Origin of the sequence: Burkholderia sp. MSMB1588, from assembly GCF_001546925.1 — a bacterium.
GTDB lineage: Bacteria > Pseudomonadota > Gammaproteobacteria > Burkholderiales > Burkholderiaceae > Burkholderia > Burkholderia humptydooensis.
In genome coordinates this window covers 2,024,584-2,049,382 of sequence record NZ_CM003770.1, presented here as the reverse complement: position 1 = coordinate 2,049,382, position 24,799 = coordinate 2,024,584, and the positions used below count along the sequence as shown (strand labels likewise).

Here is a 24,799-nt window from a genome sequence, read left to right as displayed (position 1 = left end):
CCCTTTTGTTGATCCGTGAAGCCGTTCGTCAATGCGTGAAGCCGCTCGCGGCGAGCGCGCGCTCGCGCAGCGCCGCCTCGCGCGCCTTGTGCTCGGCGCTGAACCGTACCGCGAGCGCGCAGAACGCCGAAACGGTGACGAATAGGCCTAGCAGCGTGAGCGTTTGTTGGATATCGCCGACGCCTTTCATCAGGAAGCCGGCCGCGACCGCGCCGACGTTGCCGCCCGCGCCGATGATCCCCGCGACGCCGCCGAGCGCGCGGCGATCGATGAACGGCACGAGCGCGTAGGTCGCGCCGCACGCCATATGCGTGAAGAGGCCGAACGCGACCATCGCGACGACAGCGGCCGGCACGCTGCCCGCGTGCGCGAACCCCAGCAGCCCGAGCCCTTCGCCGACGATCAGCGCGAACAGCAGCGTCGCGCGCACGTCGAGCCCGCGGCGCGCGGCCACGCGGTCCGACAGCCAGCCGCCCAGCGCGCGCGCGAAAAGCGCGAGAAGGCCGAAGATGCCGGCGGCGAGGCCCGCGTCCCTCAGCGACAACTGGAAGTGATTGACGTAATAGAGCGCGGCGATGTTGTGCATGAACACCTCGACGCCGAAGCACGCGCCATACGTGACGAACAGCATCCACACACGGTAGTTCGCGCACGCGGCGGCGAAGCTCGCGAAACCGCCCTTCTTGCCGCAGTCGATCGTCACGCCGCGCGCGCGCAGCGCGACGAAATCGCCCTGCGGGCAGTCCTGCGTGCCGCGCCAGTAGACGATCGCCATCACGAGCATCGCGATGCCCGGCGCCGCGAGCGCCGCGCGCCACGCGCACGCGTCGGGCAGCCCGAGCAGCAGCGCGGCGGCGACGAGAAGCGGCATCGCCGCCTGCGCGGCGCCCGCGCCCGCGTTGCCCCAGCCGGCCGCCGCCGCGTTCGCGGTGCCGACGACGTTCGGCGCGAACATCACCGACGTGTGGTACTGCGTGATCACGAAGCTCGCGCCGATCGCGCCGATGCCGAGCCGGCACAGCAGGAACGTCGGGTAATCGTGCGCGAACGTCACCGCGAACACCGGAATCGCGCCGAGCGCGAGGAGGCCCGCATAGACGCGGCGCGGGCCGAAGCGGTCGCACAGCGGACCGACGACGAGCCGCACCGCGATCGTCGCCGCAACGGCGGCGATGTTGACGTTCGCGACCTGGTCCGCGCTCAGCCTGAATTCGCGGGCGATCAGCGGCATCAGCGGCGCGCACGCGAACCACGCGAAGAAACACACGAAGAACGCGATCCACGTCAGATGGAACGCGCGCATCGGCGCGGTGCGCCAGTCGAGAAGATCGATGCGGGTGGCTTTGTCGGACATCGGAGTTGTCTCACCAAACGAAAACGGCGCCCTGCGAACCCGGTCGAGTGACCGGATGCGTAGGACGCCGTTGCCCAGGAAGCCCGTTGCCGGGCGGATCGGTATTCGGTGCTGCGAAGCGAATCGTCGTTGAGTCGCCCGTCGATCGCTCAGCAAGCGCCGTGCCAGTCGCTGCAAAGCTTGATGCCGCGCGGGATTGCGCCCGATTGCACGCGATTGCACTGGTTTCGCGCCGCGCGCCGACGATGCGCGATGAGGCAGCGAAGCACAGATCTGGTGCGATGCAGCACTGTCGGCGTGCGACAGGTCGGTGCTGAACCGGTGCTGAACCGGTGCGGCGACGGGGCGGTCCGCGCGCCGCGCCCTAGCCGCCGCGGCGGCTTGCACGCCCATCGATGACCAACCGACCACCGCGGCTGACGCGCACGATGTCCCCGACGCCCCCGACGCCCCCCGACGCACCGCCCTCGCCTGCACGACACGACGCGCGAAGCCGCCGCCCCGCGTCACCGGGCGCGCGAGCGGCGCTGGCCCGGATATTGCTCAACGTGAAGCGTCATCGGCAACGGCGCCGGTGCCGCATCGCATGACTTCTTCCGGATCGTCCGCCGACGGACGGTCCAATTGGACAACGGTGTCCCACGCGTCCGGCCGATTCGTCGGCCGGATGCGCAGGACACCGTTCTTTTTTTGGCGAAGCGCATTTGCCGCGAACGCGCCGCGCGCACGGCATGGGGATACGAAGATGAACACGATGGGCAAAGTCACGCTGCTCGGCGCCGGCCCCGGCGATCTGGACCTGCTGACGCTGAAGGCGGCGAAGGCGCTCGCGGCCGCCGACGTGCTGCTGCTCGACGACCTCGTCAATCCGGACATCGTCGCGCTCGCGCCGCAAGCGCGCGTGATCCGCGTCGGCAAGCGCGGCGGCTGCCGCTCGACGCCGCAGGCGTTCATCGAGCGGCTGATGTGCCGCTACGCGCTGCGCGGCGCGCACGTCGTGCGCGTCAAGGGCGGCGACGTGCTGCTGTTCGGCCGCGCGGGCGAGGAGCTCGCCGCGTTGCGCGCGGCGCGCGTGCCGGTCGAGATCGTCAACGGGATATCGTCGGGCTTCGCGGCCGCGGCGAGCCTCGGCGTGTCGCTCACGCACCGCGATCACTGCCAGGGCGTGACGTTCGTCACCGCACACCGGCAGGACCACGGCGAGCCCGACTGGGCAAGCCTTGCCGCAACCGGCACGACGCTCGCGATCTACATGGGGATGAGCCGCATCGAGCGGCTCGCGGCGGGCCTGCTCTCGGCGCTCGACGCCGCGACGCCCGCCGCCGTCGTGCAATGGGCGGGCACGCCGGCCGAGCGGCGCTGGACCGGCGCGCTCGGCCGCCTCGCGTCGGGTGCGGCCGAAGCGGGGCTCGGCAGCCCGGCCGTGATCCTCGTCGGCCGCGCGATCGGCGAAGCGCTCGCAATCGGCGGCGCTTGCGCGGCGCGGGACGCGACGGCGCCCGCTGGTTCGGACGGCGTGCATGCCGCACACGCCTCGCACGCCGCCGCATGCGCGCTCGATCGCCCGCCGGTCTGCCACGCGGCCTGAGCCGCGCCAGCCGGCGGTTGCGCGCCGCGTGCGCGCGCGTATGGTGTAGTAGTCAACACAAGAGCATGGGCGGGCGCCGCCGCAACGCGCCCGCCGCTTCCGTCCGACACATGGAATCGACCGATCCTTCCTCCCGGCTGCGGGTGCTGCTCGTCACCGATACCGACAAGCCGCTCGGCGAGCTGCGCGACACGCTCGCGCGCCTCGGCTACGAGATGCTCGACGAGGTCGCGACGCCCGCGCGGCTGCCCGCGGCCGTCGAGGAGCAGCGCCCGGACGTCGTGATCATCGACACCGAATCGCCGTCGCGCGACACGCTCGAGCAGCTCGCGGTGATGAACGCGACCGCGCCGCGCCCCGTGCTGATGTTCAGCCACGACGCCGACCAGCGGTTGATCCGCGCGGCGGTCGGCGCGGGCGTGAGCGCGTATCTGATCGAAGGGCTGTCCGCCGGGCGGCTCGCGCCGATTCTCGAAGTCGCGCTCGCGCGCTTCTCGCACGACGAGCAGTTGCGCAAGCGGCTCGCCGACGTCGAGCTCGAGCTCGCGGAGCGCAAGCTGATCGACCGCGCGAAGCGCATGCTGATGGACCGCCGCAAGCTGTCCGAGCAGGACGCGTACGCGACGCTGCGCCGCAGCGCGATGGATCAGGGCATCCGGATCGTCGAGGCGGCCCGCCGGCTGCTCGCGGCGCACTCGCAATCTTGACCCTAAGGTGCACTCAGCATGGACCCAGCGCGCATCAACCAAGCGACTCCCGACGCGCCCGAACGCGGCCGTCTGCGCATCGGCTTCGTCGCGCTCAGCGACGCGGCGCCGCTCGTCGCGGCGAAGCGGCTCGAACTCGGCGAACGTTACGGCCTCACGCTCGAGCTTTGCCGGCAGCCGTCGTGGGCGAGCATCCGCGACAAGCTGCTGTCGGGCGAGCTCGACGCGGCGCATGCGCTGTACGGGCTCGTCTACGGCGTGCAGCTCGGCATCGGCGGGCCGCGCGCCGAGATGGCGGTGCCGATGGTGCTGAACCGCAACGGCCAGGCGATCACGTTCTCGAACCGGCTCGCCGACGCGCACCGCGCGTCCGGCAACCTGAAGGCCGCGCTCGCGACGCTCGGCCGGCGCCCCGTGTTCGCGCAGACGTTCCCGACCGGCACGCATGCGATGTGGCTGTATCACTGGCTCGCGTCGCATGGCGTCGATCCGCTGCGCGACATCCGCAGCGTCGTGATTCCGCCGCCGGAGATGGTCGGCGCGCTCGCGGCGGGCGAGCTCGACGGACTGTGCGTCGGCGAGCCGTGGAACGCGGTCGCCGAGGCGTGCGGCGCGGGCCGCACGGTCGCGGCGACGAGCGAAGTGTGGCGCGATCATCCGGAGAAGGCGCTCGCGTGCCGGCGCGAATTCGTCGCGCTGTATCCGAATGCCGCGCGGCTGCTCGTGCGCACGCTGCTCGACGCGTGCGCGTGGCTCGACGATCCGGCGCATCGGATGCGGGCGGCCCAGTGGCTCGCAAAGCCGGACGCGATCGGCGTGCCCGTCGAGCAGATCGCGCCGCGGCTGCTCGGGGATTACGGCGCGGGGCCGTTCGCGCAGCCGCCCGCGCCGATCCGCTTCTACTCGAACGGAACGGCGAACCGGCCGGCGGCGAGCGACGGCCTGTGGTTCCTGTCGCAGTATCGGCGCTGGGGGATGTTGAGCGGCGACGTCGACGATGCGGCGATCGCGAACGGCGTCGCGCAGACGGCGATCTATGACGAAGCGGTCGCGCTCGCGGGAGTGCGGGGCGTCGATTGACGCGGCGCGCGCCGCATGCATGCGCGCATGCTCACTCGGCCACATCGCGAACGCACCGCAAACTTCGACGCATCGCCGCTCGAATCATGTGCGCGGATCTTCAGCGCATGCCGGCCTCCGATGCGCTCGCCGATTCGCAGCGGCAGCGCGAAAACGGCGAAATCGCCAGATTCGACGCGAGCGGGACGTTCCCGCCGTTTCAGCCCGACGAGCACGTTCCTGTTCACCCATCGGATCGACAGACGATTCGCCGCGACCGCGCGCTACGGTTTCACGCGAATTAAGCGGGATCGATTACCAAATTCCGCATTTTTAATGCGCGCTCGTTTGAATCATTAACAACTCGATACATTGAAGACGCAAAAGGCAATACCCATTCGCGCCCCATTCCTGTGACGAATGGTTTAGCATGCAACCGCACGTTGCTGCATCAGCACGCCGCGATCCGCATCCGTCAGGCCCCCGCGCGCATCCGGTCGTCTCGCACCGAGCATCCCGATTCAAGCGTCATTCAGCAGTGCTTTCGCCCGTCAGGCAACGTCCGCTCACCGGACCCACCGACACAATTTCCCTTGCCCAAGAGCAAATGGAGGAGATATGAAGGCGCGTCTTGATACGAGGAAAGTCTTCAGTTATTTATTCGCCTTTTTCATTGCCTTTCTCGCAAGCTGTTCCGATCACGACGACATCTCGGGCGGCGGCGAACCGTCCGCGTCCGCGCTCGTGTTCCGGCTCGACCGCGGCGGGCAGATCAACGCGTTCTACCGGCAGGACAAGATCGCCGCGCATCTGCTGATGCGCTCGTCGACGAAGCCGCGCCTGCTCGTCGTGTTTCCGGCCGGCAACAGCGGCGCGGGCCTCTGGTTCGACGACACGCCGCAGCCCGTCAACTGGAGCCAGGACACGCCGATCGCGCCTGCCACCATGCAGGACGCGTCGGGCCGGACGCTGTACGGCATCGGCGTCGACGTGTCGGCCGACGTGAGCAGCCTGTCGATCCGGCAGGCGCTGCTGAGCTCCGTGCGCTTCCTGCGCGACTACAACGGCGGCGCGACCGTGCCGTCCGACATCGTCGCGCAGCCGTCCGTGTCGAGCAACGTCGCGCTCTGGCAGCGCAACCGTGTCGACGGCGCGCCGGGCTACGCGCTGCGCGTCACGGTGATCGACGGCGGCGCGATCGCCGCCGACGGCGCCGGCAAGCTGCTGCTGCAATCATCGTCCGGCGCGCCGACGCTGCGGCTGCGGATCGAGGCGTTCAGCGGCGAGACGCCGCTGCAGCCGATCACGCGCGCGAATCTGTTCACGTCGGCCGTCAACCCCGATCCGCTGAGCCAGAACGTGTTCGAATTCCTGAGCTTCAGCGACAAGCTGCTCGCGGGCTCGTGGCAGTACGACACCTACTTCGGCCGCGACACGCTGATCTCGGTGCGGATGCTGATGCCCGTGCTGCAGCCCGACGTGATCGAGGCCGGGCTCGGCTCGGTGCTGAGCCGCCTGTCCGCGGACGGCAAGGTCGCGCACGAGGAAGGCATCGGCGAATTCGCGCTGATCGACAACCGGAAGCACGGCCGCCCGAACGATCCGACGCCGACCTACGACTACAAGATGATCGACGGCGACTACATGCTCGCGCCGATCATGGAGGACTGGCTGATCGAGGATCCGCGCGGGCAGGCGCGCGCCGCCGCGTATCTCGCGCAAAAGGGCGGCGATGGCGCGACCAACGGCAGCCGCTTCGTCGCCAATCTGCTGCGCGTCGCGCAGACCGCGCAGCCGTTCGCGCAGCAGGCGCTCGCCGCGAACCTGATCCGGCTGCGCCCGGGCGAGATCGTCGGCAACTGGCGCGACAGCACCGACGGCATCGGCGGCGGCGTCTACCCGTACGACGTCAACGTCGCGCTCGTGCCGGCCGCGCTGCGCGCGACGAGCAACTTCCTCGCGCGCGGGCTGCTCGACCCGTATCTGAGCGCCGACCAGCGCGCCGTTCTCGCGAACGCAGGCGCGGCGGCGGCCGTCTGGGAACGCGCCGCGCCGCCGTACTTCCAGGTCGCCGTCACGCCGGACGACGCGCGCGCGAAGCTCGCCGCTTACGCGCCGCAAGCGGGCGTGCCGGCCGGCACGGTGCCGAACACGGCGCTGCAGTTCGATGCGATCGCGCTCGACGCGAACGGCAACCCGATTCCGATCATGCATTCGGACGGCGGCTTCGTGCTGCTGTTCGGCGATCCGCCGCCGGCGCTGCTCGCACGCATCGTCACCGACGTGATGCGTCCATTCCCGGTCGGTCTCGTGACCGACGTCGGCATGCTGATCGCGAATCCGGCGTATGCGGCCCCGACGCTGTGGCCGCGCTTCACGAACTCCGCATATCACGGCACGGTGATCTGGTCGTGGCAGCAGGCGATGTGGGCCGCGGGCCTCGACCGGCAGCTCGCGCGCACCGATTTGCCGGGCGACCTGCGCACGCTGCTCACGCAGGCGCGGCAGCAGATCTGGCAGGCGATCGCGAGCGCGAAGGACATGCGCTCGACCGAGATGTGGTCGTGGTCATACGCGAACGGGCAATACCAGACGGAGGCGTTCGGCACGCGCAGCGCCGACGCGACCGAAGCGAACGCCGCGCAATTGTGGAGCACGACATATCTGGCGATCCGGGACCCGCAACTGCGTGCGGGCAAGTACTGGTGGGAGGCGCGCGGAGCCGGCGGCGACGCGCCGCAGCGCGACTCGACGGACGCGGCAGCGGGGAACGGCGTGGGCGCCGCGAATGCCGCGAACGCAGTGAAAGGCGCGGCTTCGTGATCGCTCGGGCGAGCGATCGTTCGATGACACGCCGCAGTCGAAACCGCCTCGCATGAGAGCGGCCCGCCGCGCCGGCTCGATCGGAGCGGCGCGGCATCGAGCGCGACATCGAGCGGCTGCGCGTTCGCCGCCGCGCCCGAAAGCGCGGCGCAAAAAGAGAAAAGCCGCGCGAGCGATCGCGCGGCAAAATCCGCCTGCATCCAAGGGCCACCTCCAGATGGCGGGCGGCGCACTAGCCTCGATCAGCCACTAGTGCCGAACCAACGAAACCGGTCGAGCGTCGGGGCGGCGGCGGCTTCGCCGCCCCGACGCTCCGGCGGACGCGATCAGCGCGCCGCCTGATAACCGCGAAACAATGCGGCGGCGTTGCGCTCGAGCGTATCGAGGTGATAGCCGCCTTCCTGCACGATCAGCGTCGGCACGCGCAATCCGCCGACGAGCGCGCCGAGCCGCCCGAAGCCCTCGGTCGTCACAGCGACCTTCGCCTGCGGGTCCTCGCGATACACGTCGAAGCCGAGCGCGAACACCAGCACGTCGGGCGCGAAACGCTCGACGATCGCCTTCGCGCGCTCGAGCTGCGCGAAGAACACCGGTTCGGCTGAGCCGTGCGGCATCGGCAGGTTCACGTTGAACCCTTCGCCGCGCCCCGCTCCGCGCTCCGCTTCGTAGCCGGTGACGGCCGGATAGAAGTTCGTCGGATCGCCGTGGATCGACACGTACAGCACGTCGTCGCGATCGTAGAACAGCTCCTGGATGCCCTGGCCGTGATGCATGTCGGTATCGAGGATCGCGACGCGCGCGTGGCCGGCGCGCAGCGCCTGCGCGGCGATTGCCGCGTTGTTCAGATAGCAGAAGCCGCCCGCCGCGTCGCGGCGCGCATGATGGCCGGGCGGACGGCAGAGCGCGTACGCGTCGCGCGCGCCGCGGCCGAGCGCCGCCGCGCCGGCGAGCGCGCTCTGCGCGGACCAGTACGCGGCGCGATACGTGTGCTCGCCGATCGGACAACTGCCGTCCACGAGATAGCGCGCCGCCTGCGCGAGCACGCCGCGCAGCGGATTCGGCTCGCGCACGTAGATGTTCGAGATCACCTCGGGCCCCCAGTCCTCCGGGATGCGCCGCCACTCGCGATGCGCGCCGGCAAGAAAGCGCAGGTACGGCTCGCTGTGCACGGCCGCGAGCGGCGCCGTGCCGAAGTCCTCGGGCGCGCGCACGTCGAAGCCGAGCGATTTCGCGGCGTCGAGCAGCCGCACGGCCCGTTCGGGCACCTCGTGCGGCGCGCGCATCTTGCCGCGCGACAGATAGGTGAGCGGACTGTGCTTCAGTTGGTCCGGATGAAAATAAGTCAGCATGCGAACTCGGTTCGTTCCAGGATCGATCGGTCAATGCGGCTGCGCGGCGGTGTCCGCGTGCGCGCCCGCATGCGCCGACTGCGTCGATTGCGCCGCGTGCTCGCGCACGCCGGCGCGCGCGAGCACCGCGCCGAGCAGCACGTTCGCGCCCGCCTCGACGTGCTCGGGCAGCGCGCGCTCGGCCGCGTTGTGCGACAGCCCGCCGACGCACGGAATGAACACCATCGCGGCCGGCACGCAGCGCGCGAGACGGATCGCGTCGTGCCCGGCGCCGCTCGCGATCCGCTCGTGCGCGTAGCCGCAGCGGCGCGCGGCCGCGTCGACGAGCGCGACGCACGCCGGATCGAACGGCGTCGCTGGGCTCGACCAATGCACGCCGATGTCGACCGCGACGCCGCGACGCCCGGCGATTTGCGCGCACGCGTCGCGCAGCTCGCGCTCGATCGCGTCGAGCCTGTCATCGTCAGGATGACGAAGGTCGATGCCGAACGCGACGCGCCCGGCGATCGTGTTGCGCGACGCATTGTCGATCGCGCCCTGCCCGATCGTCGCGAGCGCGTCGGGCGCATGGCGCGCGACGAGCGCTTCGATCGCGAGCGCGATCTCGGCGCTCGCGACGAGCGCGTCCTTCCGATACGGCATCGGCGTCGTGCCCGCGTGCGCGGCGACGCCCGTCACGGTCGCGTCGAGCCAGCGGATCGCCTGTCCGCCCGTGACGACGCCGATCGCCGCACCGTGCCGCTCCAGCACCGGGCCCTGCTCGATGTGCGCTTCGAAGTACGCATCGACGCGTTCGCGCAACTGCGCGAGCGCCGGCTCCGGGCTGCGCGCCGCATGCGCGCCGCGCAGCCATGCCGTGCGCAGCGCGTCGCGATAGCCGCACGCGTCGAGCGCCTCGGCAAGCGTGACACCGTCCGCATCGCGCGCGGCGAGCGCCGCGTCGAGCGGCAGCGCGCCGGTGAACACCGCCGAGCCGAGCATCGCCGGCGTGAAGCGCGCGCCCTCCTCGTTGGTCCACGACACGATCTCGATCGGCTTGCCGGTGACGATTCCGCGATCGTTCAGCGTGCGCACGAGCTCGAGCCCGGCGAGCACGCCGTAAGCGCCGTCGAAGCGGCCGCCTTCGGGCTGCGTGTCGAGATGGCTGCCGACGAGCACGGCCGGCTGCGCGTCATCCGCGCCGGCGCGCCGGGCAAACAGGTTGCCGATCGCATCGACGCGCACCGTCATCCCCGCTTCGCGACACCATTGCGCGAAGCGCTCGCGGCCGCGCCGGTCGGCGTCGGTCAGCGCGAGCCGGCGCACGCCGCCGCGCGCGGTGCCGCCGATTTGCGCGAGCTCCGTCAGGCTGTTCCAGAGCCGCGTACCGTCAATTTCCCACACTGAGGCATTCCTCCTTTTGTTCCGAATCAGCGCGTGAGCACGGCGTCGGCGACGTCGGCCCGCCGATGGCGGTGCGCATCGAGCGCGATCACGCCGACGAGCGACAACGCCGCGAGGCACGTGTAGAACACCGCGAGCGGCCACCACTGCCCGGCGAACCGGTGCGCGAGCCACGTGCCGGCGAGCGGCGTCAGCCCGCCCGCGATCGCGCCGCACATCTGGTACGAAATCGAGATCGCCGAATAGCGGACGCGCGTCGGGAACGCGCCGCTCACGAAACCCGCGATCACCGAATAGAAGCCGGCGAGAAACACGGTCGCGATCGCGATGCCGGCCACCATCGGCACGAGGCGCCCGGTCTGCACGAGCACGAACATCGGATACGGCGACGCCATCGCGAACAGCGCGGCGAGCTTGAGAAAGCGCGCGTCGCCGAGCTTGCCGGCGAGCCATGCGGCGATCGGCTGCGACACGAACTGGATGATCGCGACGATGAACAGGCAATCGAGGATCAGCGATTTCGTCACGCCGACGTGCTGCGTCGTGAATGCGATCATGAACGTGTTCGTGAAATACAGCCCCGCGATGCCGATCGTGTTCGCGCACAGGCAGAACAGCAGCATCGCGCGCGATGTGCGCAGCACCTCGGCGATCGGCCGCGCGACGGTGCGCGCCATCGTCTTCTCGTGCGCGAACTCGGGCGATTCGTCGACCTTCAGCCGAACGAACACGCCGACCGCGAGCAGCGCCACGCTCGCGAGAAACGGCAGCCGCCAGCCCCACGACATGAACGCATCGTGCTCCATCGACGCGACCGCGCGAAACGCGACGAGCGACAGGATGAGCCCGGCCGGGCTGCCGAGCTGCGCGAACGACGCGAAGAACGTGCGCCGCCCGTACGGCGCGTGCTCGCCCGCCATCAGCACCGCGCCGCCCCATTCGCCGCCCACCGCGACGCCCTGCACGATCCGCAGCAGCACGAGCAGCGCGGGCGCGAGCAGGCCGACGCGCTCGTAGCTCGGCAGCAGGCCGACGCAGACGGTCGCCGCGCCCATCATCGCGAGCGTCGTCATCAGCGCCTTCTTGCGGCCGATCCGGTCGCCGAGGTGGCCGAAGACGAGTCCGCCGAACGGGCGCGCGAAGAAGCCGACCGCGAACGTCGCGAACGACGCCATCGTGCTCGTGAACGGATCGTGCGACGGGAAGAACAGCTCGCCGAAGACGAGCGCGGCCGCGTTCGCGTAGATGTAGAAGTCGTACCACTCGATCATCGTGCCGACGAACGCGGCGCCGGCCGCACGGCGCGGCTGGCGCGCCGGCGGGCTCGGTGGGATGCCCCGGTTCAATGCAACCTCCTCGCTGAAATGTCCGCCCGGCCGAATCGCCCGGATTCGGCAAATGGGCGTTTTATCGCGCACCGGGATTAATCGGTCAAATTCTAAGTTATTATCTTTCGAATAAATTTCATTAATCCAGTTCTACGATGCAAAATCGTTTCTCTGGAGTAAAAATAAATGCCGAATATTCGAAGCCATGTTTCACGCGTTCTGATGGACCGCCTCGACTGGAATCTGCTGCGCACGTATCTGGCGATCATGCAGGAGCGCAGCATCAGCCGCGCGGCCGCGCGCCTGCACCTGACGCAGCCGGCGGTGAGCCAGGCGCTCAAGCGGCTCGAGGGTTCGCTCGGCCGCACGCTGATCCAGCGGCGCGGCGCGCAGTTCCTGCCGACGCGCGCGGGCGAGGAGGTCTACCGGATCGCGACCGACATCTACGGCCACATGTCGCGGCTCGACAACGAGCTCGACGACCGCGGCGGCGAGCTGATCGGCTCGGTGCGCCTGCTGTGCGTGAGCCGCGTCGAATCGCCCGTCTACGACGAATTCCTCGCCGAGTTCCGCCGCACTTATCCACGGGTCGATCTGCACGTCGAAGTGATGCGCTCGGCGGATATCCTTTCTTCTTTATTGCAGAAAACCGCGACTTGCGGGCTCGCATTATGTCGAACGCCGGTCGATAAAATCGAATTACGCAGTTTTTTGCGACAACGCTATGCAATGTTTTGCGGGCGTCACCACCGGTTGTTCGGCCGTCAGGCGCTGAAAATCGAGGATCTGCTCGCCGAGAATTTCGTTTCCTTCACCAGTGACCAGATTGGCGACGCGCTCGCGCCGCTCACCGTGTTCCGCGATCAGCGCGGCTTCACCGGGCGCATCGTCGCGACATCGCCGAGCCTCGACGAAATCCGCCGCCTCGTGTTCGCGGGCTACGGCATCGGCTGCCTGCCCGAGCACATCGTGCGCGACGACCTCGCGCGCCAGCGGCTCTGGCGGCTGCCGCCGGAGGAAGGGCTGCTCGACGTCGAGATCTTTCTGATGTGGAACCGCGAGCGCCGGATGAACGCGGCCGAGAACGTGTTCATCGATGCGTTTCAGCGCTACGTGCAGCGGTATCCGATGGCGGAGCGGCTTGGGATGCTGCATTGAGCGGCGGACCGCGGCCGATCGCGGCACGCAGGGAATCACGCCTTGCGCGCCGGCCGCGCGGCCTGCTGCATCAGGCGGCCCAGTTCGTCCCACTCGCCCGCGTGCTGCAGCGTCTTGATCTCGTCGAAGCAGACCGTGGCCATGATGCTGCGCGCGTTGCGGCACCCGCCGAGGCGCGCCCTCATGTGCTGGTTGACCAGTCGATAATATTCGGCCGACGATTCCCAGTTCATCCCGCCGATCAGTCCAATCGTTTTCATCGTGCGTCCCTGCATCGTTCGTGACGTCGACGAACAATCTGGCGACGCGGCCGCCGCCGCGTCGGGATACGCATCGCCGATCTGCCCGGCCGCGCGCGCGAGCACGTCGGCGCGGCGGCCGACGATCACCACGCGCGCGCGCTGCCGCGTGAAACGGCGCGCGGTCGCCAGGCCGATTCCCGTGCCGCCGCTGCTGACTACGATTACCTGTTCCATGTGCATGCTCCCGTGCGGCCGCAACGAATGCACCCGCTTCCGCGCCCGTCTGCCCGCTACCATTCGGCGGGCGACGTGCCAAGCGCACGCGCCGGATGCGGCCATTGCACCGGCGCGCGCTCGATCGCCACCGGCGCGCGCACGCGCTGCGCCGGTCCCCAGCTCGTTTGCTCGCTCCATGCGTCGAGATCGTCCGCCGTCTCCCGCGCGATGGGCGGCCGGTCCGCCTCCTGCGAGCCGCCCGATACGAGCAGCACCGCCGTGCGCGCAAGCGACGCGCGCATGCGCGCGCCGACGCCCGTCGCGAGCCGGCGCGCGAGGCCGCGAATCGCGGCGGTCGCAAGCAGATAACCCGCGCCGTGGTCGAGCGCCTGAGCGGGCAGCGGCACCGGGCGCTCGCCGCCGGTTTCGCGCATGCCCGCCGCCACGATGCCCGCGCTCGTCTGCACGAGGCTGTCGAAGCCCCGGCGGGCGCGCCACGGCCCGCTCCAGCCATACGCGTCGAGCGATACGTCGACGAGGCCCGGATTGATCCGTCGCCGTTCGTCGGCGTCGAAGCCGAGACGGTCGAGCGCGCCGGGCCGGTAGCCGTGAACCATCACGTCGGCCTCGCCGATCAGGCGGCGCAGCAGCGCGCGCCCTTCGCCGGATTTCAGGTCGACGCGCGCGCAGCGCTTGCCGAGCACCACTTCGGGCACCGTGCCCGGCTCGTCCCAGCCGATCGGATCGATGCGCAGCACCTGCGCGCCGAAGCCCGCGAGAAAGCGCGTCGCGACCGGGCCCGCGAGGATGCGCGTCAGGTCGAGCACGCGCACGCCGTAGAGCGGCCGCTCGGCCGACGTCGGCCACGCGGGGCGCTTGCCGTCGACGCTCACGTCGTCATGAATCATCAGCGGCTCCGCGCTCACCGCGAGCCCTTGCGGATGACGCGCCCATTCGTCCTGCGTATGCATGACGGCCGCGCAGCCGCCGTGCTCGACGACGGCCGATTCGAGCGCGTCGCCGCGCCACTGCTCGACCGCGCGGGCGACGGCCTGCCTGTCGGGCCGCGTGCCGAGCACGGCGAGCACGGCGAGCGCGGCGTCGCGATGATGCGGCGCGTTCGTGTGCAGCCTGATCCAGCCGTCGGCCGTGCGGTAGTCGCCCGCGATCGCGTCCCACAGAGGCGGCATGTCCCAGCCGCGCGGGCGCAGCGACGTGCCGAACCAGATCGATGCATAGCGGCGATCGACGCGCACGCCGGGCAGCGTGCCGGTCGCGCGATGCACGAACTCGGCGAGCGCGACGCTCGCCGCGCCGATCGCGGCCGATGCGAAATCGGTGACCGGAAAGACCGACGGCAGCACGCCCGCGCCGCTGAAATCGAGCGCATGCAGAAGATCGGGATCGCCGTTCGCGGCCTGCCAGATTTCGCGCAGATACGCGGCGGTGCGCGCGTGGCCGGACTGCTCCGATTGGGATGAAGAAGAGAGATCGAACATTAACGCCTCGGCTCGAAGATATCGCAGCAAGATTATTTCCCGCGCAACTCGAGTGTCAACGTTGATTCCGGGAATCAAGTCATTTTTATCGGATTCCACCCGGCGCTTCTTGAAAACGCATCCGGCGGCGCGCCCCACCTGCGCGCCGGCATGAAAGCGCGCATCGCGCCGCATCGATCATTCCGGCGCTTTCCGGCACATTCCGGCGCTGTCGTAAAGTTTCAACGATTCGATATCGAAAAAAAACGCATCGAATTCCGATTCACACAATCGATTTTCTTTTTCGCGAATCGCCATGAAGAGGCACCGAGCGACCGACGTGCGGCGGCATCATGCGATGCGCGCTTCGGCGTTCGCTTCATCGATGACGCAGCTCTCCACCCCATGCCACACGACATGCTTCGACATTCTGAACATTCTTGAACGACGCGCATCGCTCTCCACGTTTTCGCACGGCATCGAACGTCCGGATCTGGAAAAACGTCAATGTCATCGAGATGCATTGTGTTTATCATGCGCAAGGTCTCGCGCTCCGCATGACCTGCCGCCCCGAGCACCAATGATGAGAAAAGGAGGAGAGGCGGCACGCGCGCCAGCGCCGATTCGCCGGACACATCCGACCATCCCTTTCCGGACAACGACACAACGCACATGACATCCCGCCGCCTCGCCTCGCGAACCGCCCTCGCCGCCTCGCTCTCCGCCCTGCTGCTCGCCGCATGCGGAGGCGACGGTTCCTCCAGTGCGCCGAGCGCGGGCGCCGCCGCGCCCTTGACGCCGGCGGCGGCGGCAGGCGCCGCGGGAACGACGGGCGATACGACAGGCAATACGCCGGGCGCTACACCCGCGCCCGCGCCGAGCAGCACGTCCGCGAGCCAGCTCTCGATCGCCAGGATGGAATTCGCGCAAACGCACGTGATACCGAGCGGCGGCCTGAGCTGGACGCTGCCGAACGCGAGCGCGAGCCTGCGCCTGATCGGCAAGCGCGATGCGCTCGCGTTGATCGCCATCGGCCAGGCCGACGCGGCGCAGCCCGTGCTGGAGGCGTGGAAGGACGGCGCGAAGCTCGGCGCGCTCGCGCTGAGCCCGCCGTCCGCGCTGCCGCCGACCGAATCCAACGGCCGCGCGTATGCGGCCGATCGATGGAGCGCCGTCGTGCCCGCCGCATGGATGGTGCCGGGCGTGTCGTTCAGCGTGTCGGCGTCCAACTACACGTCGAGCGTCGCGCAAGCGCCCCTGTTCGGCACCGACGCCGACGTGCGGTTGACGATCCTGCCGTTCTACCTGTTCGGCGCCGACGACACCAATTCGCCGCCGCTGTCGGCCACGCAAGCGCCCGACGCCGCCACGCAGCAGGAGATTTTCGCGAAATGGCCGACCGCCGACCTGAAGGTCCGCACGCACCCGGCCGGACGCTTCAGCCTCGCGACGGTCGTCGTCGGCCCGCGCGCGGACCGCACGGGCGCCGCGCAGCCCGCCTATTCGGTGACCGCGCTCGACCAGCAGAAAGACGGCTACGGCGTGATGAGCGCGATGCTCACGCTGATCACGAGCATGCGCACCGCGAACGGCGACGGCCCGCTCAACGAGCAGTACTACGCGCCGCTCATCGCGCTGAACGCAAACGGGAAGTTCGCGAACCTCGGCGGCGGCCTTGGCGGCGTCGGCTCGGGCGCGGCGGTCGGCGATCATCGGTACACCGGCATCTTCATTCACGAGCAGGGGCACGCGTTCGGCCTCAATCACGCGGCCGACGAGTACGCGAAAGGCGCCTATCCGTATGCGGGCGGCAGCCTGAGCGGATCGGCGTGGGGCTACGCCCCGAACCACCGCGAGTTCCTCGACGTGCTCGTGCCCGCCACCGCATCGAGCTACGCGAAGTGCGCGAGCTCGCATCAGCTCGACGCGCAAGGTCGCTGCTACAAGCAGGACCCGATGCAGGGCGGCGCCGGCGATCAGTCGAGCGGCTACCCGTTCGCGACGTTCTCGGACTACAACACGGGCCGGATGCAGGCATGGATCGCATCGCGCGTGCTGGCCGACGCGGCGTCGCCGACCGGCTACAGCAAGTGGGACGCGGCCGCGCAGGCGCGCGCGCCGTACACGCCGACGACCGACAACAAGGGGCTCTACGGCGTCAACCAGAATCTGCCCGTGCAAACCGGCGTGCCGGTCCACACGATCGTCGTGAGCTTCAGCAAGGCCGGGTCTCCGGGCGCGTCATACATCTATCCGCCGTTCTCCTACACCGGAAACCTGATCGCGACGTTCGATCCGACCTCCGCTGCGGACCGTCAGGCGATCACCGTCGATAAAGGCATGTACCCGTGGTATTGCAAAGGCAGCGGCTGCGATTACACGCTGCGCGTCACGTATGCGGACGGCAGCCAGACATACCGCGTGCTGCAAGGCGGATTCCGCGCGTGGTGGACGCCCACCGTCGACGACGCGAACGCGGCCAATCCGCTCAGCGGCAGCAGCTTCCGCGTGTGGGCGATCAACGTGCCGGGCGACAAGCGGATCGGCAAGATCGAACTGCTCGACACGCCGATGGTATGGAACGGCATGCCGGCGAACCCGACGGTGCTGCTCAGCCGGTGACGTGACGGACGATCGGGCGCGGTGCGCGCATGCGCGCACCGATCGCCTGAACGAAGCGCGTCAGCCTCTCGCGACGACGTCGATGCGCAGCGCGTCGCCGCCCGCCGCGATCACGAGCAGCCGGTCGACGTTCGGATGCGCGCCGGGGCGATGGCGCGCGTCGGCGGTGTGTTCGGCGAACACCGCGAGGCCGTGCTCGGCGGCTTGCGCGTCGAGCGTGCCGAACGCGTCGCGCAGATAGTGATAGACCGCCAGCGAGCCTTGCTTGCCCGGCTTGTTCTCGATGCTCGCGACCACCGCGCCGCCGCCGTCGACGAGATCGATGCGCTCGATGCCGTCGATCGCGGGCAGTTGGGCGAGGTTGTCCTTGAATACTTCCGTTGGCTGAATCACGGGAAACGCTCCGTCTGGTCGGGAAAAAAATCGCGCGGGGCGTATGGTAGCCGATTGTCCCGGGTGGCTGACGAGCGGGCGGCGCGTCGAGCGCCTCGTCACTACGGCGCGTGGCCTCGCGCCACGCCACGCGGTCCGCACCGCCTACGCGATCCGCGTGGACCCTTCTATCGACGTTCGAGCCGTAATGACTCTGACATCGGCGAAAGCCTACGCCACTGCTAAATCCCCCGCATTCATCGGGTCATTCTCCGCGAGATAGCGCCGCTGGTCACACCAGATCCCCCGCTGATCCCATAGCGCACAGGGCCACGACGTGAATGCAGCAACCGAATCGTGAACGTATTCGGCCAGCAGTTGATCGACGGCCAGCAAAGGCGGCTCCTGCTCGTCCCACGCCGACAGGATCATTTTTTCGTATGGAGTCAGTTCGCGCGGGGTCGGCGGGTAGCTATGCGGGCCGGGGCGGCGTTCGATCGGGTTGCGCAGGAACTCGATATGCCGCTCCAGCCGCCGCTGCTCGCCCAATAGTTGTCTGGCTTGCTCTTCGGGATCCTTCGGCACGTCATAGACCCATTCGTTCGGCTGGCATGGCGGGTGGTCAGCGTCGGTTCCGGCCGACACGGCCGCGCAAAACGATGCGCCGACTTTTTGATAGAGCCGACCCAATACGCGATCGTCCGCACGGTTGCGAGCAAGAACGCTGCGCCACCGGAAGTTCAGGTAACGGTGCGGTTGGATCAGCGCTTCGAGGCCATCGCCGAACGCGGCCGGAAGCGCAGCCATATACTCGTTGTATAACTTCACGATCCGAGCGTCGTCGGCCAGCTTGAAATCGTCCCGAAATCTCGGCTCCATCTGGTCTAGCGGTTGCAATGGCACGCCGGCCCGCAAAGCTTCTGCATACATGTGTCGCAGTGGAATCAACGACAAGTCCTGCTCGCGCCCCTGCTCTTCCGGCCCGTAACCGCCGCCGACATCGGAATGCACGCCCGGATATACGACTTCCTCGCAGTTGCCCGGATAGGTCTTGTCGACGCGCACCGAATCGAGCGGAAATGCTCGTCGCACCTCATGCGCCGAGACATAGTGCACGCAACGCTCCACTTCGGCCGGGATCGCCAGTTCCGACGCCCAATCAAGATGTAAGGCAGGACCACCCACTGAAGCGACGGTATCGAACAGCCCCATAAAGTTGATACGCAACGGCACGCGCACGCCATTCGGAGCGGCCCAGTACAGCTTGCCGCCGTCTTTACTGCATTTCTGCTCCACGAATCGACGAGCAAACGCTCGTGCCTCCGTTGCGCCCCGCGAAAACCCGAAAATCGCCACGGTGATTTCGCGCATGTGCTTCCATGAGCCCGGTCCCCATTCAACTTCGAGCAATCGAGAGAACTCCGCGAGGGCGAACTTGATGCGCAAGTCACCACCAGTGCCGAGCCCAAGCCCGAGCACCCCACCTTCATCGTCTTTCAGACGATCGGTATAGCCGGCCACCTTTTCGAATTTAAATGGCGTCCCGACACCCGGAATATATGTGCGCCGCACATCCGATTGAATCGAATCTTTAGTTATACGGAACAGCTTCGCGACGTTCGAATGCTTGTTAAGCGGCACATCCCGATCCATGTTGTTGTTTGTACCATCGAAGAAGAACGGCAGACTCGGATAGAGTCGACAGGCAACCAAATCCGCCTTTTCTGCGGGACATTGTCTGCGCGCCACCATCAGACCACTATCAATTGCCACCTGCTTCAGGTCATCATTCGTAATGGGGGTGCCAGCCTGTCGAACCGTCATCGTCGTTCTCGTCGGAAAGTGTTATTTGGCTACGCAGCCCGATCGGCTCGGCGAAAACGCCAATGCCGCAGTATTCAGATCACGCAAAATGACACACAGATAGGCGTCCGTCTTGTGCCAGTCCGGATCCTGATGCGGGCCGCCCGAAGGGAAATTCACCTGGACCCTGTGCTTCTCGTCGGGCATCGTGACCACCTTGGTCGTCGGATCCTCCTCGTATCCCCATTCCCATGTCACGGTGACGGGTTTGCTCCAATCCCTCATCCCCGGAAAGCAACAAGCCGCCCCCCCACCTCCCCCACGCCTGCTCGCGTCCCCCGCCCAATACTTCTCAACAAAGATATTCACCGCGTAGCGATCAGTATGATTGACGGGCACCATTGCAAGCGCGGGCCCTTCACCGCCAAGCGGATCGTCAGGCAGGCTGCTGGAACCGGCGCAGGCCGTCAGAGTGAATGCGGCAAAACACGTCGCAAGCACGGCTCGTCGGAGTTGGGTCAATGTCATACGCGTCTATCCTGATCAGAAGGTATCTACGATGCCGCAAATCGATCACTCGCCGTCGGCAAGAGGGAGCGCAACAGCACCACGCCATCGGGACGCAAGTCAAACGCTTCCCCATGTCGCATCGCGAGCACACAGTAATCCATCCATGCGCCAGTTCCCTCGATGCCGTGCTGCCGCGCGCGCGCAATCTGGCGGCACACAAAACCGTAGCGCTCGCGCTCCGGCACGTCGGCCAACAATTCTGGGGCATGCTCGCTAAAATGTTGCAGCAACCCGTCCGGCACACTCGCCTCAATCAACGCATCCACCTGCCCCTGATCGAGCTTGAACGGCGGCTTGAGCGTCGCGGCGGAGGCCGGCATCCGAGCCTGACGCCAGTCGATCTGACGCAGCGCGCCTTCGCGATCCCAATACGTCCACCTCAGGATCGGCGCGAGCCATGCCTGACGCTGCGGGTCGGACAACACCGGCCCTTTCACGAACAGCGTCTCGTCGTCTTGCGAACCGACCAGCGTCGCGAGAATCGCCGGATCCCAATACGCGAGCACGATCGGTTCGCCATCCGGCAAGCACACGCGCAGAAACGACTTCAGATGCTCCGCGAGCGCTGCAAGCGGCAATGGCGATGCGAGCAGCGTCGCGCACGGCGATGACGGTCCATGTCGTTCCAGCCATGCGCGCGCCGATTCAAAGTGACTTGGAGGGATATAGACGAGGTGCGGCGAAACGGCCCGCACGTCCGCTCCGCCGTCCATCAGGCACGCGACATGATCCGACCGGACCGACAATGCACCGGGCAGACTGCCGTTCTGCAACGGGTCGACGAGCACATATAGGTGCGCCCCTAACGAATCGGCCTCGCCGAACACGGTTTGCGTATCCATCAGCCCCCCGTCGACACGAACGCCGATCGCCCCGCCGCGCGTTTCATCATGCACGGCACACAGACCGCATCCGGCTGCGTCGGCATCGGATACGGCATGCCGGCCGGGCCTGAGAAGCTGTGCATGCTGCCCTTGATGTCGATCTTGCCCGGCGCATGGATCTGGATGTCCCCGTCCTTCAGCCGGATGTACGCCTGCCCCGACGTGATCAGTATCTCCTTGTCCGCCGCGATCTCGATGCGCTCCGTCGCCGACACGATTCGCACCGTCTTCTGGCCGATCAGATCGATCGTCTCGCGATGCGACTCGACACGCACGTCCCCTTTCGAGAACAGCTTGATCCCGTCCTGCGCGAACACGCTCACCTTCTCGCCCGCGCTTGCCACGAACGACTTCCCCGTCGCGACGAACGCGCTTTGGCCCGCGACGACGTTCACGTGCCGATCCGCCGACGCGTGCAGCGACTGAAACGTCGTCAGGCCCATGCCGCCCGCGCTGCCGAGCAGCATCGCCGGCACCTTGAAGCCGTTCGCGCTGCCCGTGCCGCCGCCCGAGGTGCGCCCGCCGCTCAAGCCCGGCTCCACCGGCTGCCGCGTCGCGTCGGTCAGTTCCGTGAGCGCGTCGTGCCCCGCTTTCAGACTCTCCGCGCGATGCTGCTCGCTCAGCGACGACTGCTGCGCGAGCACCTCGGCCGCGTCCTTCAGTTGATCGCGCGCCGCGTCCACCTCCAGTTGCTCGGCGTCATGGCGGGTCGAGTGCGTGCCGATGTACAGGCCGCGATTCGCGCGGACCGCGCCGTATTGGTCGGCATGCAGCGTGAAGCCCGAGCCGAGATAGCGGCCGCGCGTATTGCCCCGCTGAACGATCCCGTAGCCGAGCGTCAGATGGCTGTAGTCGCCCCGCGTCTTGCTCAGCAGACGCGCGCGCACCTGTCCGGTCGCATCGTCGAGCTGCATCTCGCTGTAACCGCCGCCGCCTCCGTATTCGCGCGACTGGAAGCCCGACAGCAGCCCGTCCGAATGCCACATCGGCGGCGTCGCCCCGCCCGGCGCGCGCGATACGATATACGGGCGGTCGCAGTCGCCGCCGACGAAATCGACATAGACGGTCTCGCCGCGACGCGGCACGTGTACGCCGCCATACTGCTGCCCGGTATCCGACTGCGCGACCAGCAACGGCGGCGACGTCTCGAACGCGTCGGGCGGACTCTGCCTGTCCCAATGGAATCGCGCGCGCACGCGGTTCAGCGGATCGGTCCAGACCTCCTCGCCGTTCGGCGTGACGATCGTCGCCATCTCGACCGACATGGCCGGCTTGCGATGCTCGAACGGGCTGCGGTATTCGATGTCGGTGCGCTGCGCGTCCACTTCGATGACGTAGAGGCCCGTCGCGCCGTCCTGCGGATGCGGCGCAACCGCGAACGCCGGGCCCTCACCCGAGCGCGCCCGCTCGATGTCCGATTGCAGGCTGTACGGGAAATGCAGGCCCGAGCGGGCGATCGGCACGTTGTTCTCGATCGTCCAGCGGGCCGCGACGGCGACGAATTCCCGCTCCTTCGGATCGGCTTCGGCGTGCGCCGGATGATCGTTCAGCACGAACCGGCCGCCGACATCGACCCAGCGCGAGCCGCCGACCCCGGCGTACCGCCTCGAGCGCGACTCGTACTCCTCCGCTCGAATGCGCGCCCACGCAACGCCTCGATCCGAGTCCGGATACCGGTACGCACCCGCGCTATAGTCTTCGAGCGGCGGATACGGAATCGCCTTCTGCTCCTGCGTGCGCCAGTTCGTCTGCTCGACGTAGCGGGTCGTTTGCACCGACTGCCGGACCTCGAAGGGCGTCGTCGGGTGCTGGTAGTCGCCGGAACGCGAGGCGACATGCACGCTGTTCAACTGGCGCAGCGTTGCCCATTGCGTGAACCCGTCGAACTCGTCGCCGGCATGGCCTCGATAGAAGTCGATCGGCTTGGCGTCCGGCAGCGCCTCGACGCGATCGACGATCCGGAGCATCGTCTTCTGCTCGCGACCGTCGTGGGTCCAGTAGCCATAGAGCCCTTCGTCTTCCATGATCCGGTTGACGAAGTGCCAGTCGGTTTCGCTCTGCCGGCAATACGAACGCTTCGCGAGCGCCCCGCTCAGCGCGAACCGGAATGCGCCCTGAAGCGGCGGATAGCGATTGAATACGTCGGACAGGATGTCCTGCGCATCGCGGTCGAGCCAGAAATGCTCGTCGCGGCGATGCCGGAGAAAGTGCAGCGCCGACGAAAAGCCGATTTGCCACGACGTCAGGCCGCCGTCGGCCCCGAGCCGGCGCACGGTATGCACATAGCCGTGGATCGGCCGGTAGTCGGCATTCAGGTCGAGCACGCCGCGCGGCTGCTGGAGCCACAGCGTCACGGGCTGCGCGATCAGCGCGTCGGGATTCAGGTCGTCGCGCGTGGTCGCGGCGTCGATTGTCCACGTGTAATCGCGGCCGAGCCTGGCGTCGCCGATCGCGCGCAACGGAATCAGCGTGTTCGCGCCGAGCGGCGTGTCGAGCTTCAGCAGCCGCTCGCGCTGCAACAGCCCACGATGAATCGCCTCGAAGATCGGCGCAAACGCCGCCTCCTGCGGCCCGCGTGGCCCCAACGTCATGGTTCAAATCCTTTTTTTTCTCAGGTTCGCCGCAATGGGGCGCGTCGCGCCCCTTGTTGTCAGGCGATCGAGCGCAGTATCGGTACCGGCGAACCGCCTTCTTTGGCGAATAAGGATACCAAATCTGCTGAGGAAAACATGAAGTCGGTCGGCCCCCGGCCCGACGCGCCAACCCGACTAACCAAAATGGACAAATGCTTTTTGAATGCCGATCCATTGCTCATGGCCATGCTCGCGTGCGGCGAGGCGTCGCCGCATGGGAAGAGCTCGAGCGTTGCGTCGATCGTTTCATGACGATCGACGACGCACCCGAGCGTGCGATGCGCGAGCTGGCCACCGGCTCCGACGACGCTGGCCCCGGCCTTTGCGCCCTCACACAACGGCGCGCCGAAGCCGTCCGTCGCCCTTCCCGCATCAAGAACGCCTGCCCGCCCGCCGCCAACGTGTAAACTGCTGCCTTTTTTTGACACTGACACTCGTCGCATGGTGCAAGTCCCGCAACGTAGCGCGCTCGGCGGCCCGACGCTGATCCGCCTGCTTGCCCGCCTCGCGGACGCCGACGTTCCGCCGTCCGGGCAGTCGCTGTCGGACCGGCTGAGCCAATGGCTCGCGTGGACCGACGCGATCGCGCTGTCGTCCGCGCTGAGCATGAGTCCGCCCGCCGTCGCGGCCGGCGCGCGCCCCGCCGGCGACGCCCCGCACGGCCAGGGCGCGCGCGTGCGCGCGTCGCTCGCGAAGGCGATTGCCCGCACCGGCGCGTTCGCCGCCGCACGCGACGGCGTCACCCGCGCCGCCACGCGCGGCGCGCCGCCGAACGACGCGCCCGCCGATTTCACGCTCTTTCGGCACGACTACCTGTCGATGCAGCAGGCGATGGAGATCGACATCGGCGATCTGCGCAGCCGCCTTCGGCAGACGATGGCCGCGCAAACGCCCGCGCTCGCCCGGCTCGCGGTGCTCGACGCGACGATGGAGCGCGCGCTCGTCGCGCGCGAGCGGAGCCTCTTCGCGTCCGTGCCGAAGCTGCTCGGCGCGTACTTCGAGCGCGTGCGCCAGGCCGAGCAGCAGCGTCTCGCCGAGGCCGAGGCCGGGTCCGGGGCGACGATCGGCGCCGATGCCAACGCCGCGAAAAACACCGCCGCCCCCGCGCCGGGCGCACGGCTCGACGCATTCCGCAAGGATATGCAGAGCGTGCTGCTCGCCGAGCTAGACGTTCGTTTTCAACCGGTCGAAGGGCTGCTCGCCGCCCTTCGCGCCAGCTAACCGGGCTCC

Annotated in this window: 19 protein-coding genes and 2 pseudogenes; 8 read left to right on the top strand and 13 right to left on the bottom strand. The window is 68.1% G+C overall.

The genetic code is table 11. The annotated features are described in order from the left end of the window. Positions 1–28 precede the first annotated feature (28 nt). Entirely contained in the window at positions 29–1,354 is a 1,326-nt protein-coding gene (locus WS92_RS08235) for an MFS transporter (RefSeq protein ID WP_059933786.1), read from the bottom strand. Between the two features lie 745 nt (positions 1,355–2,099). Between WS92_RS08235 and cobA the strand changes: the two genes are divergently transcribed. From cobA to WS92_RS08210, 4 genes are all read left to right on the top strand, one after another. Then, the gene (cobA, locus tag WS92_RS08230) at positions 2,100–2,942 is read left to right on the top strand and encodes a uroporphyrinogen-III C-methyltransferase (RefSeq protein ID WP_059933812.1); all 843 of its coding nucleotides are present in this window, start codon (positions 2,100–2,102) and stop codon (positions 2,940–2,942) included. A gap of 110 nt (positions 2,943–3,052) precedes the next feature. Further along, positions 3,053–3,649 (top strand): ANTAR domain-containing response regulator, encoded by a 597-nt coding sequence (locus WS92_RS08225; RefSeq protein ID WP_009915157.1) that lies wholly within the window; start codon positions 3,053–3,055, stop codon positions 3,647–3,649. Positions 3,650–3,667: 18 nt separating this feature from the next. Continuing rightward, complete coding sequence (locus WS92_RS08220; protein ID WP_059933789.1) at positions 3,668–4,729, top strand: CmpA/NrtA family ABC transporter substrate-binding protein; 1,062 nt, start codon at positions 3,668–3,670, stop codon at positions 4,727–4,729. A 597-nt stretch (positions 4,730–5,326) separates the two neighbouring features. After that, a complete protein-coding gene (locus WS92_RS08210; protein ID WP_059933794.1) occupies positions 5,327–7,531 on the top strand; it encodes a glucosidase family protein in 2,205 nt (734 codons plus the stop codon). Positions 7,532–7,857: 326 nt separating this feature from the next. Here the strand turns inward: WS92_RS08210 and WS92_RS08205 are convergent, their stop codons facing one another. The 3 genes from WS92_RS08205 to WS92_RS08195 are packed head-to-tail and all read right to left on the bottom strand — an operon-like array spanning position 7,858 to position 11,609. Beyond that, the gene (locus WS92_RS08205; protein WP_059933797.1) at positions 7,858–8,880 is read right to left on the bottom strand and encodes a histone deacetylase family protein; all 1,023 of its coding nucleotides are present in this window, start codon (positions 8,878–8,880) and stop codon (positions 7,858–7,860) included. Positions 8,881–8,910: 30 nt separating this feature from the next. Then, positions 8,911–10,263: a Zn-dependent hydrolase gene (locus WS92_RS08200; protein ID WP_059933801.1), complete on the bottom strand. Its 1,353-nt coding sequence runs from the start codon at positions 10,261–10,263 to the stop codon at positions 8,911–8,913. A gap of 26 nt (positions 10,264–10,289) precedes the next feature. After that, complete coding sequence (locus WS92_RS08195) at positions 10,290–11,609, bottom strand: MFS transporter (protein WP_059933804.1); 1,320 nt, start codon at positions 11,607–11,609, stop codon at positions 10,290–10,292. A 168-nt stretch (positions 11,610–11,777) separates the two neighbouring features. On the opposite strand from WS92_RS08195, the gene WS92_RS08190 reads away from it, so the two are divergent. Then, positions 11,778–12,749 carry a LysR family transcriptional regulator gene (locus tag WS92_RS08190; protein ID WP_015603344.1) on the top strand — a complete coding sequence of 324 codons (972 nt, stop codon included), beginning with the start codon at positions 11,778–11,780 and terminating at the stop codon, positions 12,747–12,749. 53 nt (positions 12,750–12,802) lie between these two features. On the opposite strand, the pseudogene WS92_RS37135 reads toward WS92_RS08190, so the two are convergent. The 3 genes and pseudogenes from WS92_RS37135 to WS92_RS08180 form a co-directional block, all read right to left on the bottom strand. After that, a pseudogene (locus WS92_RS37135) lies at positions 12,803–13,009 on the bottom strand (aspartate racemase); the annotation flags it as partial. Between the two features lie 75 nt (positions 13,010–13,084). Then, positions 13,085–13,225: pseudogene (locus tag WS92_RS37130) on the bottom strand (SDR family NAD(P)-dependent oxidoreductase); the annotation flags it as partial. A gap of 56 nt (positions 13,226–13,281) precedes the next feature. Beyond that, positions 13,282–14,706, bottom strand: a complete 1,425-nt coding sequence (locus WS92_RS08180) for a CoA transferase (protein WP_059933806.1) — start codon at positions 14,704–14,706, stop codon at positions 13,282–13,284. A gap of 150 nt (positions 14,707–14,856) precedes the next feature. Here WS92_RS08180 and WS92_RS34460 point away from each other — a divergent pair, with 150 nt between their 5' ends. Beyond that, positions 14,857–15,129 (top strand): hypothetical protein, encoded by a 273-nt coding sequence (locus WS92_RS34460; RefSeq protein WP_141667994.1) that lies wholly within the window; start codon positions 14,857–14,859, stop codon positions 15,127–15,129. Positions 15,130–15,357: 228 nt separating this feature from the next. Next, entirely contained in the window at positions 15,358–17,307 is a 1,950-nt protein-coding gene (locus tag WS92_RS08175) for a M66 family metalloprotease (protein WP_231755979.1), read from the top strand. A 60-nt stretch (positions 17,308–17,367) separates the two neighbouring features. Here WS92_RS08175 and WS92_RS08170 read toward each other — a convergent pair whose 3' ends face one another. The 6 genes from WS92_RS08170 to WS92_RS34455 form a co-directional block, all read right to left on the bottom strand. Continuing rightward, complete coding sequence (locus WS92_RS08170) at positions 17,368–17,700, bottom strand: DUF2322 family protein (RefSeq protein WP_015604015.1); 333 nt, start codon at positions 17,698–17,700, stop codon at positions 17,368–17,370. A 210-nt stretch (positions 17,701–17,910) separates the two neighbouring features. Beyond that, positions 17,911–19,503 (bottom strand): T6SS phospholipase effector Tle1-like catalytic domain-containing protein, encoded by a 1,593-nt coding sequence (locus WS92_RS08165; protein ID WP_061083828.1) that lies wholly within the window; start codon positions 19,501–19,503, stop codon positions 17,911–17,913. 21 nt (positions 19,504–19,524) lie between these two features. Beyond that, positions 19,525–20,010: a DUF3304 domain-containing protein gene (locus WS92_RS31510; protein WP_015601411.1), complete on the bottom strand. Its 486-nt coding sequence runs from the start codon at positions 20,008–20,010 to the stop codon at positions 19,525–19,527. Between the two features lie 26 nt (positions 20,011–20,036). After that, positions 20,037–20,894 (bottom strand): DUF4123 domain-containing protein, encoded by an 858-nt coding sequence (locus tag WS92_RS08160; protein WP_059929321.1) that lies wholly within the window; start codon positions 20,892–20,894, stop codon positions 20,037–20,039. After that, positions 20,894–23,527, bottom strand: coding sequence for a type VI secretion system Vgr family protein (locus tag WS92_RS08155; RefSeq protein ID WP_061083827.1), 2,634 nt, complete (start codon positions 23,525–23,527; stop codon positions 20,894–20,896). The genes WS92_RS08160 and WS92_RS08155 overlap by 1 nt, the downstream gene beginning before the upstream one ends. Before the next feature lie 59 nt (positions 23,528–23,586). Continuing rightward, positions 23,587–23,997: a hypothetical protein gene (locus tag WS92_RS34455; RefSeq protein ID WP_141667993.1), complete on the bottom strand. Its 411-nt coding sequence runs from the start codon at positions 23,995–23,997 to the stop codon at positions 23,587–23,589. 13 nt (positions 23,998–24,010) lie between these two features. On the opposite strand from WS92_RS34455, the gene WS92_RS08145 reads away from it, so the two are divergent. Next, the gene (locus WS92_RS08145) at positions 24,011–24,790 is read left to right on the top strand and encodes a DUF3348 domain-containing protein (protein ID WP_059931696.1); all 780 of its coding nucleotides are present in this window, start codon (positions 24,011–24,013) and stop codon (positions 24,788–24,790) included. Positions 24,791–24,799: the final 9 nt, after the last annotated feature.